This window comes from Rhizosphaericola mali (genome assembly GCF_004337365.2).
GTDB lineage: Bacteria > Bacteroidota > Bacteroidia > Chitinophagales > Chitinophagaceae > Rhizosphaericola > Rhizosphaericola mali.
This window is the reverse complement of record NZ_CP044016.1, coordinates 4557486-4574640: the sequence shown is the minus strand read 5'-3', so window position 1 is coordinate 4574640 and position 17155 is coordinate 4557486. Positions and strand designations below refer to the sequence as shown.

General features: G+C 34.1%; 13 protein-coding genes. 7 read left to right on the top strand and 6 right to left on the bottom strand.

Annotated features, from left to right (window positions below; genetic code table 11):
* Positions 1 to 14: 14 nt before the first annotated feature.
* The gene (gene msrA, locus E0W69_RS19725) at positions 15 to 683 is read right to left on the bottom strand and encodes a peptide-methionine (S)-S-oxide reductase MsrA (protein WP_191967912.1); all 669 of its coding nucleotides are present in this window, start codon (positions 681 to 683) and stop codon (positions 15 to 17) included.
* Positions 684 to 759: 76 nt separating this feature from the next.
* Positions 760 to 1620 (bottom strand): peptide chain release factor N(5)-glutamine methyltransferase, encoded by an 861-nt coding sequence (gene prmC, locus E0W69_RS19720; protein ID WP_131331769.1) that lies wholly within the window; start codon positions 1618 to 1620, stop codon positions 760 to 762.
* 79 nt (positions 1621 to 1699) lie between these two features.
* On the opposite strand from prmC, the gene ribD reads away from it, so the two are divergent.
* Together ribD and E0W69_RS19710 are read left to right on the top strand one after the other, a co-directional pair.
* Positions 1700 to 2755: a bifunctional diaminohydroxyphosphoribosylaminopyrimidine deaminase/5-amino-6-(5-phosphoribosylamino)uracil reductase RibD gene (gene ribD / locus E0W69_RS19715; protein ID WP_131331768.1), complete on the top strand. Its 1056-nt coding sequence runs from the start codon at positions 1700 to 1702 to the stop codon at positions 2753 to 2755.
* Complete coding sequence (locus E0W69_RS19710; protein ID WP_131331767.1) at positions 2745 to 3347, top strand: IMPACT family protein; 603 nt, start codon at positions 2745 to 2747, stop codon at positions 3345 to 3347. Before ribD ends, E0W69_RS19710 begins: the two co-directional genes overlap by 11 nt.
* Before the next feature lie 39 nt (positions 3348 to 3386).
* Here the strand turns inward: E0W69_RS19710 and E0W69_RS19705 are convergent, their stop codons facing one another.
* Positions 3387 to 4922: a RagB/SusD family nutrient uptake outer membrane protein gene (locus tag E0W69_RS19705; RefSeq protein ID WP_131331766.1), complete on the bottom strand. Its 1536-nt coding sequence runs from the start codon at positions 4920 to 4922 to the stop codon at positions 3387 to 3389.
* 10 nt (positions 4923 to 4932) lie between these two features.
* Positions 4933 to 8187, bottom strand: a complete 3255-nt coding sequence (locus E0W69_RS19700) for a SusC/RagA family TonB-linked outer membrane protein (RefSeq protein ID WP_131331765.1) — start codon at positions 8185 to 8187, stop codon at positions 4933 to 4935.
* Between the two features lie 181 nt (positions 8188 to 8368).
* Between E0W69_RS19700 and E0W69_RS19695 the strand changes: the two genes are divergently transcribed.
* The gene (locus E0W69_RS19695) at positions 8369 to 9466 is read left to right on the top strand and encodes a vWA domain-containing protein (RefSeq protein WP_131331764.1); all 1098 of its coding nucleotides are present in this window, start codon (positions 8369 to 8371) and stop codon (positions 9464 to 9466) included.
* Here the strand turns inward: E0W69_RS19695 and E0W69_RS19690 are convergent.
* Positions 9463 to 10032, bottom strand: coding sequence for a pentapeptide repeat-containing protein (locus E0W69_RS19690; protein WP_131331763.1), 570 nt, complete (start codon positions 10030 to 10032; stop codon positions 9463 to 9465). The two genes, E0W69_RS19695 and E0W69_RS19690, sit on opposite strands and share 4 nt — an antisense overlap.
* Before the next feature lie 163 nt (positions 10033 to 10195).
* Here E0W69_RS19690 and E0W69_RS19685 point away from each other — a divergent pair, with 163 nt between their 5' ends.
* From E0W69_RS19685 to E0W69_RS19675, 3 genes are all read left to right on the top strand, one after another.
* Entirely contained in the window at positions 10196 to 11596 is a 1401-nt protein-coding gene (locus E0W69_RS19685; RefSeq protein WP_131331762.1) for an MFS transporter, read from the top strand.
* A gap of 392 nt (positions 11597 to 11988) precedes the next feature.
* Positions 11989 to 12549, top strand: coding sequence for a glucosaminidase domain-containing protein (locus E0W69_RS19680; RefSeq protein ID WP_131331761.1), 561 nt, complete (start codon positions 11989 to 11991; stop codon positions 12547 to 12549).
* A 142-nt stretch (positions 12550 to 12691) separates the two neighbouring features.
* The gene (locus E0W69_RS19675) at positions 12692 to 14035 is read left to right on the top strand and encodes an NAD(P)/FAD-dependent oxidoreductase (protein ID WP_131331760.1); all 1344 of its coding nucleotides are present in this window, start codon (positions 12692 to 12694) and stop codon (positions 14033 to 14035) included.
* Here E0W69_RS19675 and E0W69_RS19670 read toward each other — a convergent pair.
* Entirely contained in the window at positions 14032 to 14928 is an 897-nt protein-coding gene (locus tag E0W69_RS19670; protein WP_131331759.1) for an SdiA-regulated domain-containing protein, read from the bottom strand. The genes E0W69_RS19675 and E0W69_RS19670 overlap by 4 nt on opposite strands.
* Before the next feature lie 121 nt (positions 14929 to 15049).
* On the opposite strand from E0W69_RS19670, the gene E0W69_RS19665 reads away from it, so the two are divergent.
* A complete protein-coding gene (locus E0W69_RS19665) occupies positions 15050 to 17155 on the top strand; it encodes an endonuclease MutS2 (protein ID WP_131331758.1) in 2106 nt (701 codons plus the stop codon).

The window sequence follows — 17155 nt, the reverse complement described above, 5'->3', positions numbered from 1 at the left end:
ATAGAAGGAAGTTATTAGAATGTTTTTAATTTATCTCTAAATACTTCTTCGAATTTTTTAATCTTCGGTTGTATTACGAAGTGGCAATATGCTTGGCCACCATTTTCGTTATAATAATTTTGATGGTAATCTTCTGCTGCATAGAAATTAGAATAAGGTTCTACCGCAGTCACCACCGGACTATTATACGCTTCAATTTTGTTTAATTCCTCTTTGTAGTGTTCCGCCTTTTCTTTTTGATCATCAGAGTGGTAAAATATTACGCTTCTATATTGTGGTCCTACGTCATTACCTTGTCTGTTCAAAGTTGTCGGATCGTGCACTTTCCAAAAAACTTTCAACAATTCATCGTAAGAAATCGTTGCTGGATCATATACCACTTGACACACTTCCGCATATCCTGAAGTACCTTTACACACTTCCTCGTAAGTCGGATTTCCAATCGTACCACCGCTATATCCACTCGTTACTTTTGTTACGCCTTTTAACCTTTGAAAAATAGCTTCTGTACACCAAAAACATCCTGTTCCAAAAGTTGCTGTATCCAAACCTTCAGTTATTACTTGCGCATCTGCTAATTCATCATTCATATTCTTCTTTTGCTTTTTTTGTTCGATACATGAAAATGATGCCATGGATACCAAGCTAAAAATTGCTGCATTAAAAATCAATCTCAACTCCATTAATTATCCTTTCTTTTTTAATACAAGTCCTTTCGAACTTGGTACAAATCTCATCTTATTTCCTCGTATCGATATGTTAATTAACAATACCTATCCAAACGGCTTTTGTCATTCTATCCTTCCCTTGGAGATCTTTTTTCAATTCAACATTTGTGTATCCCAAATCTTGAAGTAAACTTACTACATCTTGTCCAAAAATTTCATTTATTTCAAAATATAATGTGCCATTTTTATACAAATGTTTCGTTCCCAAAGCTGCTATTTTCCGATAAAAAAGTAATGGATCATTTTCTTCGATAAATAGTGCCAAATGTGGTTCAAAATCTAAAACATTGCCGCGCATTTCTAATTGTTCGCTTGGTCGGATATATGGAGGATTACTGACAATAATATCCCATTTTTCATTTTCTAAAACATTGAATTCCAAAATATTTCTTTGTAAAAATTGAACATCCGCATCCAGATTTATTGCATTTTTCATAGCGACATTCAACGCCTTATCCGAAATATCCAATCCAAAAACATGGTCTTTAGGTAATAGTTTTTTCAAACTAATCGCTATACAACCCGATCCGGTGCCAATATCCAAAATAGAAACTTGTTGCTCCTTAAAATCGTTGTAAACCCAATCCACCAATTCCTCTGTCTCTGGGCGAGGAATCAATACATTTTCATTTACATAGAAAGGATAATGCACAAACCATGCCTCACCAATCACATATTGAACTGGGCGATTATATAACAATTCTTGTCTCCATTTATCCAAAATTGTCATTTGACGATCTGATAAAACGTCATTTTTGAATAAAGAAAACTTGATTCGATCCCATCCTGTCAGTTTTTCCAATACTAATTGTGTGATTTGTTCGGATTCTCTACGATCGTATATTACTTCCAAATCTTGAATGAATCGTGCCTGCACCTCTTGAAATGTCATTTTGCAAAAATACTTACTTACCTCAAATTACAATTCGTTGTGTTAACTTTGTCACATGCAGGACAACCATGTTTTATACATGACCAGATGCTTAGAACTGGCAAAATTGGGAATAAATCATGCGGCTCCGAATCCAATGGTCGGCGCAGTATTAGTTTATCAGAATAGAATTATCGGAGAAGGTTACCATCAAAAATATGGCGAACCGCATGCAGAAGTCAATTGTATCAATAGCGTCCAACCTGAGGACGAGCATTTAATTGCGCAAAGCACTATATATGTTTCTTTGGAACCATGTGCCCATTATGGAAAAACGCCACCATGCGCAGATTTGATTATTCGCAAGCAAATTCCAAAAGTGGTTGTCGGCTGTCGTGATCCATTTGAATCGGTGAATGGAAAAGGTATTGAAAAATTAAAAGCGGCAGGAATTGAAGTGGAAATGTATGCGTACTCACAACAATGTATCGCTTTAAATAAACGCTTTTTTACTTTTCATATAAAGAAAAGACCTTTTGTTTTATTGAAATGGGCGCAATCTGCCGATCATTTTATTGGGAGCAATTCGGATAAAAGAATATTGATTTCAAATGAATTAAGCAATAGAGAAGTACACAAATTAAGATCAGAATATTCGGCTATTTTAATCGGTACGAATACCGCATTAAAAGATAATCCTTCACTTACCAATAGATTATGGACGGGCAAAAATCCAATTAGATTGGTCATTGATAAGCAATTATCCATACCAAATGATCATCAGATTTTCAATGCAGAAGCTCCAACCGTGGTTTTTAATTTGAAAAAAGCGGCAACAATTGGAAATGTTGAATTTGTAAAAATAGAAGCTCATACTTCGACCATTCAGCAAATATTAGAATATTGTTATCAGAAAAATATCACCAGCATATTGGTGGAGGGCGGACAAAAATTATTGCAATCTTTTATTGACGAAAGTCTTTGGGATGAGGCTTTGGTCATTGAAAATTCACATTTATATATCCAAAATGGCACGCATGCGCCACTTTTAAAAGGAGAAATTTCCCAACTTAATCAGATTGTATTGGAAAATGATACGCTAACTTATTTCAAATCATCTTTAAATCCTTACCTTTTATCAGACGATGGAAAATGATTTTTACAGTTCAATACAAGGTCCGTCCACAGCAGAATTCAAGGATAAGGGAAGTAAATTCATAGCTTATGCATTTCCTATTAATGACGAAAAAGATTTCAAAAATCATTTATCCGAATTAAAAAAAGAACACCCAAAAGCCAACCATTATTGTTTTGCATATAGACTCGGTACAGACGGAAATAATTTCCGAGCCAGTGATGCAGGCGAACCGGCAGGAACGGCGGGACGTCCAATTTTAGGACAAATAGATTCTAAAGAATATACGAATATTCTGATCATTGTAATTAGATATTTCGGTGGTACGTTATTGGGTGTTCCTGGTCTGATAAATGCTTATAAAACTGCAGCCGCACTGGCATTACAAGTTGTTCCTGGCATCAAAAAGCCTATTTACAAGTCCATTCAATTTGATTTTGATTATACCAAACTCAATGACGTTATGAATTGGATCAAAAAATTGGACGGTGTAATTGATTATCAAGAGATGCAGCTTTTTTGTACCATTAAATGCTCTATTCCAAAATCCAAATTAGCACTTGCGGAATCGCTTTTGAGTGATTGGCATGATATGGAATGGAAGTGGTTGTAAAAATAAAGAGAGTCCTAAAAATAGAACTCTCTTTATCTTTTATTCTGCTAATATGGATGAATTATAATCTGATTCTTTCAGTGGAATCATCCAAGTCCACTTATTGTTATCTTCTGGTTTAATCGTCATTGCTAATGTAGCAGGGTAATTTCCTCCATTAGTTGTACTATATCTCACAATAGTATCTCCCCAACGTTTCATATCAAACCAATCAAATCCTTCACCCCAAAGCTCTATTGATCTGTAAAGCTTAATTTCAGTCAGTAAATCTGTACCAGTCTTAGTATTTGTATAATTAGGATCACGACCTGATGTTTTATTTAGAGCAATAAGTAACGCTTGTATTTCTGACGCAGGTTTATTTTGAAAATATTTCGCCTCTGCCTCGATTAAATACATTTCCGAACTTCTAAAATGATTTAAATTACCAACTCCTGGTTGATCATTTGCTTTTACTTTAAAATTCATATATGCATAAACTGTTGCATTAGATTGTATATCAGGATAAAGAGATCTTGCATGAGCCGCTAAAGCCGTTCCCGCTACACCAGAAGAGGCCGTATATGTATAACCTGTTGGATCTAAAAACATACTTTTTCTAATATCAGTAGAGGGTATTTTATTATATAATGTTTTACTTATACATTTCGGATATGTTCTAACAGCACTAGCACTTGAGTTGTATGCGATATAAGCGAAATAAGAATAATAGTATAAGGTTTCATCAGAAGCTCCATAACTACTCCATATCCATTCGGATGTAGCATTGGCAAACCCTGCTTTATAATTTGTTGTATCCATTAAAGCATATCCATTTCTTGCTTTTACTGCATTACTTTCTGCATTGGCATAATCTTGTCTATTTAAAGCAGCTCTCGCATATACTGAATATGCCACATTTATATCAGGATCAAAATTATTAGATCTTGTCAATCCAGAAGATGAGTATAAGGAAATTGCTTGATCCAAGTCCGCATAAATCTGACTATAAGTTTCAGAAAGTGTTGATAACGGCAAGTCCCCAATTGACTCATCTAATCTTAAAACAACACCATCTGTAGCCCCATTATTTGAATCACTCCACCTGTAAGAATATAATTGAGCTAACATCATGTAGCTATAAGCTCTATATGTCAACGCTTGTGCTTTTAAAAACGCTTTTTCTGCCTCTGTCCCTTCAGCAGCATCTACACGTAAGATTATTGAATTAGCATTTCCAATAATTTTATAGTAATAATACCATGGATAATAGTCATATATTGAAGATGTGTTTACGTTATATAAACTATTTATTATAGGAGCCCATCCTGTCAAATAAACGTAGAAATCATTTCCTGGATAGTTTCCATAGTACATTTTTATGGTACCTTCCCCATTAAAACCTTGTGATCCGAGATATTGAATGGTCATCATTTTGGCTAAACCATTCACTGCCAACGCGACATTATCTGTTGTTGCAAAAACTGTTGTAGTACTTGTTCTATCTGTAGGAGTTGTATCAAGATAGGATTTTGAGCATGAGGATACAAACAAAGAACAAAGTAATATTATAGTGATATATTGTAATCGTTTCATCATTAAATTTTTATAGTCCAACGTTTACTCCAAGAGAAAAAACTCGTGGTGTCATAAAATAATTATAGTTGTTTCCGTCAAAAGATTGTTGCGGATCCATTCCTCTTAACTTAGTAAATGTCGCCAAATTCTCGATTGTAAAATTGAATACACAGCTGGATATATCGAGCTTATCTACTATTGATTTTTCTAATTTATAAGTTAATGCAATATTCTTAATAACGAAATACTTTCCATCTTGTAAAAAACGTGATGAGGTTGCATTAGCGAATGAGCTTTTAGAAAAATCTACAACAGGAATTCCTTTTGGATCAATTCTATTACTTGAAGTCTCTGTCATTCCTTCAGGAATGCCATTCCACGCATTTAACAAATCCTTATGAAGGGCATTAATAGAACCGTTCATCGTCATTAAAGATTGATAATTGTAGTCCATAATTTTACTTCCAAAAGAATAAGTAAATAATCCACTCAATGAAATATTTTTCCAAGTTAAGGATGTATTAAACGACCCATAGACCTTAGGAATAGCACTGCCACTCCAGTCTCTCTTTGCATACGATGGATTAGTTGTATAGTATTTTCCGTTGATTTCTACAACATATTGGGTTGGGATTGCCGCCTTATCCGTATTACTTGGATCACCTCCATTATATACGTCATTATCCGCCAAGTATAGTGCATTTCCAGTCATTTGATCAACTCCCGCATATTGGTATAGCCAATAATCATATATACTATGACCTATCATAATTTTTTTATTGCCACTAATTATGCCATTTGCGGTATTTTGAGGGGGTAGTTTGGTAACTCTATTTTTCATTACAGTGGCATTTGCTCCAATATTCCATGTAAATGATCTTGTTTTGATGGCATCCACATCAAAATTAAATTCCCATCCTCTATTATAATTATCTCCAATATTCTGAGTAACAATAGCTTGAGGATCCGATGTAGAAGTTGCACCCGCAGAAAGTGGGAGATTTACGTCAAAAATTTGTTTGTGCGAGGCTTTATTAAAAAATTCAACGGATAAATTCAATTTGTTAAAAAATCTTCCTTCCATAGCAATCCCCAGAGCACTTTGGGTTTCCCATTGTAGATCTTTATTTTCTAATTGGTTTTTATAAAAGGCGGTAGTATTCGCATTTTGTCCATTATCATATAAAGCCATCCAAGCATAATAATCTAGACTGGCATTATTACCGACTTGTCCATAGGATGCTCTTAACTTCAATTCATTAATTTGCGGTTTCAGACTAGACATAAAAGATTCATTTGATAGCAACCAAGCGCCTCCAACTGACCAGAATTGCCCCCATCTTGAATCTTTGTATAATCTTGAAGTACCATCTGCCCTAAAAGATGCATCGAAATAGTAAGTTTGATTATAATTATATCTAAAACTACTAAGATAACTCTCCGTACGATCTTGATATGTATAGTCGTATAAATATGTAATCTTCGTAAAATTTTGTAAATCTGTTTTATTAGCAAAAGTTTGATTTGTTTTATATCCATACAGATAACTATAATCGTAATTATAATTTTCATGACCTGCAAAGGCATAAAAATTGTTTTTTGCTATATCTTTATTCCAACTCAATTGTTGTTGAAAGGTATATGTTTTATACCTGTATAGAGATCTTGACGCACGTCCAAGATTTCCAGTTCCATCACCAATTTCTGCGTTATCATATGTTTGCCTTTCTGAATTTTTGACGTTTAAATCACCTCTGGTGCTAATGGTAAAATCTTTAAGAAATTTGATATCAACATAACCTTGCCCTTGAAGATTATTTATAAATGTCTTATCCTGGTTTAGTTCATTTTCCCAGATAGAATGTCGTCCCAAATTTTGAGTTCTGTTATAAGTATTACCATCATCATATATTTCATTTCCATCAGCATCTAAAATATAATCTCCTGTAGACATATCATGTAAGTGAACTGGAAATATTGGGGCAATATTTCTGGCAAAATAAATCGGATTGGCATAGGAAGAATTTCCATCAGAATAATTACTCTTTATTTGATGACTACCACTCATTGCGAAGCCTGCTTTAATCCATGTCCTTGGTGTAATATCCCCCTTCAAACGTCCTGTAAATCTTTTAAAATCAGAACGTTTCATAAAACCTTTTTCATCCAAATATCCTGCAGAAAAATACAAACTACTTTTTTCTGTACCGGATGAACCAGAAATTGAATAATCTTGCCTATGCCCGTTTTGAATAATCGGCGAATACCAATCTAAATCATTCAGATACCCACTTCTTATTTTAGCATCAGATACCAATTTTCCATTATCGTCAAACAACGCAGAATCTCCTTTATCATAAATATTATAATGTAAATAATCTGCGATTAATGAATTAGAAGCTTTCGCATTTGCAAGAGCCGTAGATGTATAAACAGTAGGTTGAGTAGATAATAAATTATTTCGATACCCCTTCCACATGGTTTCCATGAAATCATTTGGCCCCATTCTTTCATATTCTTTTAATCCACGATTATATATACCTTGATTAGCAATGAAATTAAGCTTAACGTTGCCCGCTTTTCCTTTTTTAGTAGTCACAATGATAACCCCATTAGAAGCTCTATTACCATATAGTGCAGAAGATGCCGCATCCTTTAAGACTGAAACACTTTCTATATCGTTTGGATTTAAATCTGCAATACTACCACTAAAAACAACTCCATCAAGAACAACAAGTGGCGTATTAGAGCCATTAATGGAAGAAAAGCCTCTAATTCTAATCGTAGGAGTTGAGCCAGGTTGCCCATATGTATTATTGACTTGGATACCAGGAGCAGCACCCTCTAATACACCGGTTACACTTGTCAATGCTCGCTTTTCAATATCTTTTGCATTTACTTGAGCAACTGAACCTGTAATTGATTTTTTCGTAGCTCTACCATAGGCAATTACTACGATATCATCAAGATTCTCATTTTTAGTTTTTAGAAAAATATCCGTCCCGTCAATTTCATTTATTAGTTTAACTAATTTTTGATAACCTACATAGGAGAATTCTATTTCTTTAACTTCCTTTGAAACAGAGATTTCGAAGTGTCCTACTTTGTCTGTTACAACTCCTTTATTTCCTTTACCTAATAACTTAACAGAAACTCCCTCCAGCGGTAGATTTGTTGAATCAGAATAGACAGTTCCCTGAATTGTCTTAAGTTGAGCCATGACTTTAGGCCCAAACAATATTAGGCCCATGAGCATGGCAAAAAATGCAATTTTTTGCCTCATGTGTATGGTTTAATTAATAGTAAATTGTATTAGAAGTGCCGAACTAAATTTTCTCGTTTAAAGCAATTCTCAATAGCATCGGCGCAAATTAATAGCAATTAATCCACATTAACAATTTTTTATTATTTTAATATGAACTGTTTTAACAATAATCACAATAGCATTTCCGTAACTTTATAGTATGATTGGAAATAGATTTTTTAGATACACACCAGAAGGAGATGGCAGATCAAAATTTGAGCAAATGCTAGAGATTTTCATGCAAATGCTCAATTATACGAGTGGAGATGTGACAGAAGCGCTGCAATGGCTGAATCAATTGGACAAACAATATAAGATTACAGACAAGGATTATGGCATGGGAGATTTTATAGAAAATCTCAAAAATCAAGGCTATATCAAAGATGATCCGCAAACAAACAATCCCATTCTTACCGGAAAATCCGAGCAAACAATTCGAAAGAAAAGTTTGGAAGAAATATTCGGGAAAATAAAGAAAAGCAAACAAGGCGACCACAATACATTTCGCTCTGGTGTTGGTGATGAACCGAGTCCAGATTTGCGTCAATTTGAATTTGGAGATTTATTGGAACAAATTGATTTCACAGAAAGCATACGTCAAGCGCAGATTAATCACGGTGTAGATAGTTTTTCGATGCAAGAAAGTGATCTGCAAATACACGATACCGATTTTAAAGGACAGACGTCTACGGTTTTAATGATTGATATTTCACATTCAATGATTTTGTACGGAGAAGATAGAATTACGCCGGCAAAAAAAGTAGCGATGGCATTGAGCGAACTTATTACAACGCGCTATCCCAAAGACACCTTGGACATCGTTGTATTTGGCAATGATGCGTGGACCGTGGAAATGAAGGATTTGCCCTATTTACAAGTTGGGCCGTACCATACCAATACCGTTGCAGGATTGGAATTGGCGATGGAAATTTTGCGTAAACGAAAAAATAGCAATAAACAAATTTTCATGATTACGGATGGTAAACCGACTTGTCTAAAAATTGGTGGTCGGTATTATAAAAATAGTTTTGGATTAGATAGAAAGGTTACAAGCCGCTGTTTTAATCTCGCAGCTCAATGTAAAAAATTAAAAATTCCCATTACTACATTTATGATTGCCTCTGATCCTTATTTGCAACAATTTGTAGAAGAATTTACAGAAACAAATAATGGGAAAGCATTCTTTTCTTCTTTGGATAATTTGGGTGAATTTATTTTTCGAGATTTTGAAAAAGGAAAAAGAAAAATCTTGCGTTAATCGACTTTCATGCCATATATCGTCAGTAAATGTTTTAACTCAAACATAGAAAATTGTGCATTTTTCAATTTATTTTCTTCTAATTTGAATGCATAATTTTCTGCTGAACGAAAATCCGCTTTCTCCAAATTGGTATTTCTAAATATTGCGCCAGACAAATCTGATTGTTCGAATACGGCTTCTTTCAAATTGGTTTCGGAAAAATCAATTTCTTTCAATTGACAATTTTCAAATTTAGTTTTTGCCATTTGCAATTTGTGAAAAGAACTGCTATTTAAAATACATTGTTTGAATTGTAAATTGCTGGAAAACTTGTTCCAATTTTCAAATAAAATACCGATCATTTTACATCCTATAAACCGACAATCCTGAAAAACGGTTTCGGTAAGTTGTATCATACTAAGGTCACAATTTTCAAATATGCATTCTGAAAATCTACATCCCGATAAATTGACATGATTCAAATTACAACTTTCAAATTGACAATCTTCATATTCTCCTTTTTCGAAATATTTTTCCGTAAAATCAATCCTTTCAAAAGTTTCTGACTCGTAATATTTATCCATAAAATTTATTGTCACCGTTCGCTAAAAATAAAAAAATTCACTAAAACAACTCCAGATAAAAGAATCAATATAACGTTAAATAATGCTTTCTTATCATCACGATTTAATATTTATTATTGAAAATACGGATGAAACTATTTTTTAATCACGACCTTCGTCCGATATGGAAAGACGAGCATTAACGATCTCCCTCATTGTGGGAGGAGCCTTTCTGATGGAAAATATAGATGGAACTGTAATCTCTACGGCCTTACCTGAAATGGCAAAATCTTTTAGAGTCAATCCCATTCATTTGAGTGCAGGTATTACATCTTATTTAATCATGTTGGCAGTTTTTATCCCTATTAGTGGATGGGTCGCTGATAAATTTGGAACCAGAAATGTATTTGGATCAGCCATTATAGGATTTGTATTAGCCTCTGTGGGTTGTGGGTTAAGTCAAAATATTTATCATTTTGTTACTTTTAGAATATTACAAGGTGTCGCGGGGGCGATGATGGTACCAGTTGGTAGACTTTCAGTCCTACGTAATACAGAAAAAAAAGATCTAGTTACTGCTATAGCTTATATTACTTGGCCCGGCTTAATTGGTCCAATTATCGGTCCATTATTGGGAGGCATTTTCACTACTTATTTAAGTTGGCATTGGATCTTTTTTATCAATATTCCATTAGGAATTATTGCAGTTATTCTTACTTGGAAATTTATTCCCAATACGCACACAAAGGATCCTAAACCACTAGATTTTGTTGGTTTTTTATTAAGTGCGGTAGCTCTTTCCTCATTTATGTATGGTGTAGAATTATTGAGTAGAGAAGGAGAAAATTATTGGAAAATAGCAGGCATTTTGGTAGCAAGTGGTTTATTAATCGTTTTCAATATCTATCAATCACGCAAAAAAGAATTTCCATTAATTGACTATTCCATATTAAATGTGCGCACTTTTGCCATCACAGTGTACTCTGGTTCATTGGCAAGAATGGTAATCGGAATGGCGCCATTCCTTGTACCGATGATGTTTCAAATCGGCTTTGGATTAAATGCATTCCAATCTGGCCTGTTATTCATGGCAAGCATGGTTGGAAATTTGGCCATGAAACCCGCTACTATTTGGATAACACGCAAATTTAATTTCAAAGAAGTATTGATTGGTAATGGTATCTTATTGGCGATCTCCACATTTGCCACCGCATTATTGTTTCCAACGACGCCAACATGGATGGTCGTTGTCGTCATGTTTGCCTCAGGAATGTTTCGATCTATGCAATTTAGTAGTTTAAATACCTTAGCTTATGCAGATATTCCCAATAAAAATATGAGCAATGCCAACACCTTATATAGTACAGCACAACAGATGACATTAGGTATGGGGATTGCACTTGGTGCGGTTTCTTTGCATGTTGCAAGCGTTATTCATAGACATGGAACACGATATCAAATGAATGATTTTCACATGGCATTTGTATTTATTGGATTTCTTAGTTTATTAGGTTTGATCGAGTATGGTCGCTTAAGAAAAACAGATGGGCTAAATGTTAGAGGATTAGAAAAGAATCATAAATAGCTTAATTATCAATACTTTAAATATATTTATTATATCACTATATAGTTTAATACTCCTTTAACAGGGGATTATTAAAAAATTGGTCTTATATTTGCAGCCGCAATCCAGCGCATATTTGTGGATTACGGCTGTTTTATTTTGAACAAACAGCATTGAATTTTGTAATTATAATTATCAAAATTCTCCATCTGAAAAGTACAATTCATTTCGGATGTATATCATTGCCGATTTAGGTCAATGTCCATTTTTTAACCGTAAGAGTTTACTTCTAAAAATTAAGAGGTATTTTCTGATTCAATTTCAATCCAATACTTAATTTTTTTTCCGAAGAAAATGCGGAAGATAATGCTATAAGTATTTATTGAATTGGAACTCTTATTTAAAGATTTGATATGATCAAATTTAAATTGAGTTCTCATTTTAAGAGAACCATATTTGCACTTGCCATCATTTTAACTTCATTTTCAAGCATTTATGCTCAAAGTGCAGCTAAAAAATACATCAAAGCACATTCTATGCAAGCGATGGAATTAATGCAACAAACAGGTGTACCAGCCAGTGTCATTTTAGGAGTTGCGATGGTAGAGTCCAGTCTTGGACGTAGCAAAAACAGTAAGGTATTAAATAATCACTTTGGAATTATTGGAAAAAACGATTTGGCTGAAAAAGAAGGTTATCAATCACGTTTCAGAAAATTTTCTTCTGCAGAAGCATCCTTCGAAAATTTTGTAAAGGTCGTTACATCCAAATCATTTTATGCAGATCTTAAAGGATCGTTAGATTTCAAAAAATGGTTATTGAGTCTAAATAAAGCTGGATATTGTGCTACCCAAGGAAATATCTGGCTTAGAGATATTAATTTTTTCATAAATCGGTATTCTTTGTCAAATTTTGATAAATTTGCAAAGTGGCAAAAATACGAATCAGACTTTTTTACGATTCTGAATCATTAGTTATTATTGCTATAAAACTATAAAACCTAACCAGTGCTTACGTACTTGTTAGGTTTTGTCGTTTAGGTATTTAAGATATAATAATTGAAAATTTATCTTAAATAAAGGATATTTGCACACATCAAATCAAATCAAATCAATTATGCCCTTATTCTCTGGGATTTCGCTAAACATACCGGACACAGACAAACCAAGAGTAGTTATCATTGGAGGAGGATTCGGAGGGTTATATGCGGCACATAATTTAGATTCTTCTAAATTTCAAATCGTTCTTTTTGACAAACGAAATTACCACACATTCCAACCCCTTTTATATCAAGTTGCAACTGCAGGTTTACAAGCAGATGCTATTGCAGGACCGTTACGTACTACTTTTAAAAAGAAGAAGAATTTCTTTTTCAGATTATTGAGAGTACAGAAGATAGATCCAGATGAAAAATTGGTATTTACTAGTTCAGGCTCTTTACATTATGATTATCTAATTATTGCGAACGGATGTAGATCTAATTTTTATGGAGACGAAATGATGGAAAAGTTTTCTTTTCCAATGAAATCTATTCCCGATGCTCTCAACTTGAGAAGTCAGTTGATGCAAACATTTGAAATGGCGGGATTAGTAAAAGATCCGGCAAAGCAAAGAGATCTTTTATCTATCGTAATTGTTGGTGGTGGACCAACCGGAGTAGAGACAGCTGGGGCTTTATCCGAATTAAGAAAACACGTTTTACCGAAGGATTATCCAGATGTAGACTTTTCTAATATGCATATTCATTTGGTACAAAGTGGTAATTTCTTATTAGCAGGTATGGCTGAAAAATCTTGTAAAAGAGCATACGCCGACCTCACCAAAATGGGAGTCGAGGTTATTTTAAATTCAAAAGTTTCGTCCTATGATGGTTATACCGCCACATTAACGAATGGCCAAACCATTGCGACTAGTACTTTAATTTGGTCCGCAGGTGTCAAGGGCGACGTTATTCCAGGTCTAAAACCAGAATGGATTGATCATAATAAATTAGTCGTTGATAATCATTGTAAAGTTGTAGGTAGTGATGGCATATTTGCATTAGGTGATATTGCAATTTTACGTACAGACAAATATCCTAATGGTTTACCAGGTGTAGCACAACCCGCTATTCAGATGGGAACTTATGTAGGTAAAAACCTTTGTAAGATTCAAAATAATGAACCGCTGAAAGATTTCAAATATTTTGATAAAGGATCGTTAGCTACAATTGGAAAAGGTAAGGCGGTATGTGATCTTCCTAATAAGAAAGCTTTCGGAGGATTATTGGCTTGGATGATTTGGGCTTTTGTACATATCACCTTCTTGGTGAGTTTCAAGAATCGTGTAAAAGTATTTATCAATTGGGTTTGGAACTATCTTACCTACGATACAGGTAATCGATTGATTATCAGACCATATATCCGAACAAATGATCGCGTTGCGGAAAAAATAGTCAAAGACAACGAGTATAGTTCTTAGAAAAATTTACGATCTATGCTAGCAGTGGCATTACTAGATTTTTTCAGATAATTAAACATCAAAATGTTTTGTTTCATGCCGTCGTTGGCTTCATTGGAGATATAAAGATTATTGGTAGAATCAAATGCAATACCTTCTGGTTGTGCAAAGACTTTTGGATTTAATTGAAATACAGCCTTTACATGCCATTTTGAGTTAGCGATGACCAACATTTTATTATAATTAGATAAAATATACCATTCGTTAGTCAAAGTATTTTTTGCTAATGCAGATGGACGAAATGCAGAGATAGTAAAACCTAACTTGTTTTCTATTTCTGCATTTTTTATATAAAAAATAGCATTACGATAAACACGACCATCTGAACCTATTTTCAAAATATATCCCTTTTGATTGACGGATTCTCCGCTCCTTTTTTTACAAAGCAAATACATTTTATTCTCTTTTTCATCTATATACATACTCTCATATTCTGCTTTTGGCAAATAATCAACTTGAGCCATTAAGCTATCTTTAGGAACGTTTTTTTGTCCGACCAATCTAAATGGAAAGGAATAAATACTTCCGTGACTTTCTAATGCAAATACACGATCTTTTGCAATGACTAAGTCTTCAAAGTCACCTTTTGCCTTAAATTCTGTTTTGATTAGATTTTTATAGCTAGGATAGTAGCAATAAATAATACCATGCTCATCCTCAATCGCATAATATGGATTGGGATTATTTTTGTAAAAAGCAATACCAGAGATTTCTTTCAAATCTTTTGGTACATCTATTTTAACTGGATTATTCATATTATATCCATCAGGACTATCATAGGTCTGACTCACACACCCGCGCCAAGAACTTAACAACAAGGTTAGACTGGACACTAATAAGAGTTTAAGCATCATGCAAATATTGATAAATTAATGAAATCAAATACCATGCAAGTATTCAAATGTAGGTCGATAATTACGGATATTTTTCCCCATCGGATATTTTCACTTTATCTTAATTTTGTTCCATAGAATTATGAAATTATATCCAACAAACGCGGAATCTCAATTAGAGTTTGATAAAATAAAGGAATTACTCAAAGGCTTTTGTCAAAGCGATTATGCAAAAGAAAAAGCAAGCAAACTGAGAGTACACACCAAAATAGATTTTATACGATTAGAAGTAGGACAGACGAAAGAATTTAAGGGCATCAAAGAACAAGGTTTGTATTTTCCCAATGATTTCGTTCCAACTATTGCTAAAGAATTAAAATTACTCAGTATACCTGGCTCATTACTTACCGAAGATCAATTTATGCAAATAAAAAGGTTGATGGAAAGTATGGAAAAAATCTTTCGTTGGTTTGATAACGAAAGAAGACAATTATTTCCCAATCTTGCATACGTTATCCAAGATAGTTATTATGAGAAAACAATCATCGAACTCATCGATAGTACGATTGATGAGTATGGACATATAAGAGATAATGCAACACCTGAATTAGAAAAAATTCGTTTTCAATTATCCAAAAAGCGCGGTGAATTACGTCGCGTATTCATGAAAGCCATAGCTCGCATGCAAAGAGCTGGCTATACTGCAGACATCGACGAAAGTTTCAGCAATGGCCGTAGAGTAATTGCTATATTTTCAGAACATAAAAGACAAGTTAAAGGCATTTTGCATGGGGAAAGTGATAGTCGCCGCACCTCATATATAGAGCCAGAAGAAACAGTTGAATTAAATAATGAGGTTTATGCACTAGAAAGCGAAGAACAAGCAGAAGTTACTAGAATCTTGCGTGCGCTGACTTCTAAGATGAGCGTTTATGCTTCTCTCCTTGCAACATATCACCAGTTTTTGGGATTGTATGATTTCATCGAGGCAAAGGCATCCTTATCTTTAGAAATGAATGCAGACCTTCCTGAAATTGTAGATAAAGCGATATTAGATTTTAAAGATGCATATCACCCGTTATTGTATCTGTACAATAAAAAATCAAATAAGAAAACGATTCCTCTATCTCTAAAATTGGATGAGGACAATCGTATTTTAATTATTAGTGGCCCCAATGCTGGAGGTAAAACGGTGACGATGAAAACCATTGGCCTGAGTCAAATAATGTTGCAAAGCGGCCTACTCGTTCCGATGTCACCTGATTCAAAAATGGGAGTATTCAAACAATTATTTATTCAAATCGGCGATACGCAGAGTTTGGAATTTGAATTGAGTACTTATTCCTCTCATTTGACCAACATGAAATATTTCATTGAAAATGCGAATGGGAAAACCTTATTTTTCATAGACGAATTGGGAAGTGGTAGTGATCCGAATCTTGGTGGCGCCTTTGCGGAGGTGATTTTGGAAGAGTTAGCACGTAGACATTCTATTGGGTTGGTGACTACGCATTATCTCAATCTGAAAGTCATGGCAAATAAAACCAAAGGGATTTTGAATGGCGCAATGGCGTTTGATGAAGTGCATCTGCAACCTAAATATCAATTGATCCTTGGCAAACCTGGTAGTTCGTACACGTTTTCTATTGCGGAACGCATCGGCTTACCACAAAATCTGATTAATCGAGCGCGTAAATTAGTGGAAGAAGACCATTTTCGTCTGGATAAATTGTTGAATTCCACAGAACAAGGATTGCAACAATTAGATAAGGACAAAAAAGATTTGCATAAATTAATACGGGAAAATGAAAAGCTGAAAAAAGAACTTGCGGTGACTTTGGATAAAGAAAAACATAGTCAAAGAGTGGAGTTGCTCAAGCATCAAAATCAAATCACGGAAGAGCGTATGAACTTCCTACGTGATACCGAAAGAAAATTACGTCAAATGATTGTTGATTGGCGTAAATCTGATGATAAAGAAGAAGCAATTCAAAATATATACAAACTACTTTTCCCTAAAAATGAAAAAGTATTAGCACAAAAAATGTCCAAAAAATTACGTGCTAAATACGAAGAAGTGCATGAAGATGTAGAAATCGGTGCAAAAGTAATTTTGAAAAAAAGTCATCAAGTCGGCGAGGTACAAGAGATTAGAGGTAAAAGAGCGATTGTCAAAATAGGTATGCTTCCGATGAATGTTAATCTTGAAGATCTCAAAGTAGTTAAAGAAAAAAGTTTGGAGGACTAA

What these genes read in the sequence shown, in the direction of transcription:
- E0W69_RS19690 (WP_131331763.1), bottom strand. Translation starts at nt 10,032, where the DNA reads ATGGATAAATATTACGAGTCAGAAACTTTTGAAAGGATTGATTTTACG.
- E0W69_RS19700 (WP_131331765.1), bottom strand. Translation starts at nt 8,187, where the DNA reads ATGAGGCAAAAAATTGCATTTTTTGCCATGCTCATGGGCCTAATATTG.
- msrA (WP_191967912.1), bottom strand. Translation starts at nt 683, where the DNA reads ATGGAGTTGAGATTGATTTTTAATGCAGCAATTTTTAGCTTGGTATCC.
- E0W69_RS19675 (WP_131331760.1), top strand. Translation starts at nt 12,692, where the DNA reads ATGCCCTTATTCTCTGGGATTTCGCTAAACATACCGGACACAGACAAA.
- prmC (WP_131331769.1), bottom strand. Translation starts at nt 1,620, where the DNA reads ATGACATTTCAAGAGGTGCAGGCACGATTCATTCAAGATTTGGAAGTA.
- ribD (WP_131331768.1), top strand. Translation starts at nt 1,700, where the DNA reads ATGACCAGATGCTTAGAACTGGCAAAATTGGGAATAAATCATGCGGCT.
- E0W69_RS19705 (WP_131331766.1), bottom strand. Translation starts at nt 4,922, where the DNA reads ATGAAACGATTACAATATATCACTATAATATTACTTTGTTCTTTGTTT.
- E0W69_RS19710 (WP_131331767.1), top strand. Translation starts at nt 2,745, where the DNA reads ATGGAAAATGATTTTTACAGTTCAATACAAGGTCCGTCCACAGCAGAA.
- E0W69_RS19680 (WP_131331761.1), top strand. Translation starts at nt 11,989, where the DNA reads ATGATCAAATTTAAATTGAGTTCTCATTTTAAGAGAACCATATTTGCA.
- E0W69_RS19670 (WP_131331759.1), bottom strand. Translation starts at nt 14,928, where the DNA reads ATGATGCTTAAACTCTTATTAGTGTCCAGTCTAACCTTGTTGTTAAGT.
- E0W69_RS19685 (WP_131331762.1), top strand. Translation starts at nt 10,196, where the DNA reads ATGGAAAGACGAGCATTAACGATCTCCCTCATTGTGGGAGGAGCCTTT.
- E0W69_RS19695 (WP_131331764.1), top strand. Translation starts at nt 8,369, where the DNA reads ATGATTGGAAATAGATTTTTTAGATACACACCAGAAGGAGATGGCAGA.
- E0W69_RS19665 (WP_131331758.1), top strand. Translation starts at nt 15,050, where the DNA reads ATGAAATTATATCCAACAAACGCGGAATCTCAATTAGAGTTTGATAAA.